Origin of the sequence: Salinivibrio sp. ML198, assembly GCF_001996015.1 — a bacterium.
Classification (GTDB): domain Bacteria; phylum Pseudomonadota; class Gammaproteobacteria; order Enterobacterales; family Vibrionaceae; genus Salinivibrio; species Salinivibrio siamensis.
This window is the reverse complement of sequence record NZ_MUEZ01000040.1, coordinates 1-1,800: the sequence shown is the minus strand read 5'-3', so window position 1 is coordinate 1,800 and position 1,800 is coordinate 1. Positions and strand designations below refer to the sequence as shown.

The 1,800-nt window shown below is 53.4% G+C and carries 1 protein-coding gene; it reads right to left on the bottom strand.

Annotated elements, in window-relative coordinates; genetic code table 11:
* Positions 1-1,800 (bottom strand): VCBS domain-containing protein (locus tag BZG25_RS15550; RefSeq protein WP_198535235.1); only part of this gene is annotated, 1,800 nt, incomplete at both ends.

Sequence of the window (1,800 nt, the reverse complement as noted above, 5' to 3'; positions counted from 1 at the left end):
GGTGACTTCAGGTAAGTCGTCGGTGCCGGTAATGGTGATAACAATATCTTGTTGTGTGTTATCGCTTGCGGTGAGGGTGATGGTGTCGGTCACCTGATCGCCGGCATCTAAATCCTGCACGGCAGACTGATCGAGGGTGTAAGTCCAATTGCCGTTCACCAGCTCTAACGAGCCATAAGTCCCCGCTTCTGTAGTATTCGCAAAGGTCGGATTATCGCCGTCATCCACATCACTGATCGCAAGGGTGCCGGTGGCAGTGACAGGGGCATCGTCTTCATTGCCCTCGGTGACCGAGCCAACAAACTCACCACTCACTTCAGGCGCATCATCCGTCCCGGTAATGGTGATGACAATATCTTGTTGCGTGTTATCGCTTGCCGTCAGGGTAATGGTATCGGTCACCTGATCGCCGGCATCTAAACTCTGCACCGCAGATTGATCAAGGGTGTAAGTCCAATTACCGTTAACTAGCTGGAGCGAACCATAGGTTCCTGCTTCAATGGTATCGGCAAAGGTTGGCGCGTCGTCACTATCGACATCACTGATCGCAATGGTACCCGTGGCAGTGACCGCATCGCCTTCGTTGCCTTCGGTGACTGAGCCGGTAAAGCTACCGGTGACTTCAGGTAAGTCGTCGGTCCCCGTAATGGTGATAACAATATCTTGTTGCGTGTTATCGCTTGCAGTAAGGGTGATGGTGTCCGTCACTTGATCACCGGCGTCTAAATCCTGCACGGCAGACTGATCGAGGGTGTAGGTCCAAGCACCATCTACTAGCTCCAACGAGCCATAAGTGCCTGCCTGTGTCACATCGGCAAAGGTCGGATTGTCGTCGCTATCCACATCACTGATCGCAATGGTGCCGGTGGCAGTGACAGGTGCATCACCTTCGTTGCCTTCGGTGACAGAACCAACAAAGCTACCGCTTACTTCAGGGGCATCATTTGTCCCCGTAATAGTGATAACAATATCTTGCTCTGTGCTATCAGAGGCAGTGAGGGTGATAGTATCGGTGACCTGATCGCCGGCATCTAAACTCTGCACCGCAGACTGATCAAGTGTGTAAGTCCAATTACCGTTAACTAGCTGGAGCGAACCGTAAGTCCCGGTTTCTGTGGTATCGGCAAAGGTTGGCGCGTCGTCACTATCGACATCACTGATGGCAATCGTACCCGTCGCAGTCACCGCCGCATCGCCCACGTTGCCTTCGGTGACAGAACCAACAAAGCTACCGCTTACTTCAGGGGCATCATTCGTCCCCGTAATGGTGATAACAATATCTTGTTCGGTGCCATCAGAGGCTGTCAGGGTGATAGTGTCGGTCACCTGATCGCCGGCATCTAAATCCTGCACCGCAGACTGATCAAGGGTGTAGGTCCAACTGCCATTGACCAGCTCGAGCGAACCATAAGTCCCCGCTTCAGTGGTATCGGCAAAGGTTGGATTATCGTCACTATCGACATCACTGATCGCAATGGTTCCCGTGGCAGTGACAGGGGCATCGCCCACGTTGCCTTCGGTGACTGAGCCGGTAAAGCTACCGGTGACTTCAGGTAAGTCGTCGGTGCCGGTAATGGTGATCACAATATCTTGTTGTGTGTTATCGCTTGCAGTAAGGGTGATGGTGTCGGTCACCTGATCACCGGCATCTAAATCCTGCACGGCAGATTGATCGAGGGTGTAGGTCCAGTTCTCACCGACTAGCTCCAACGAGCCGTAAGTGCCTGCCTGTGTGACGTCGGCAAAGGTTGGCGCGTCGTCACTATCGACATCACTGATCGCGATGGTGCCCGTGGCAGT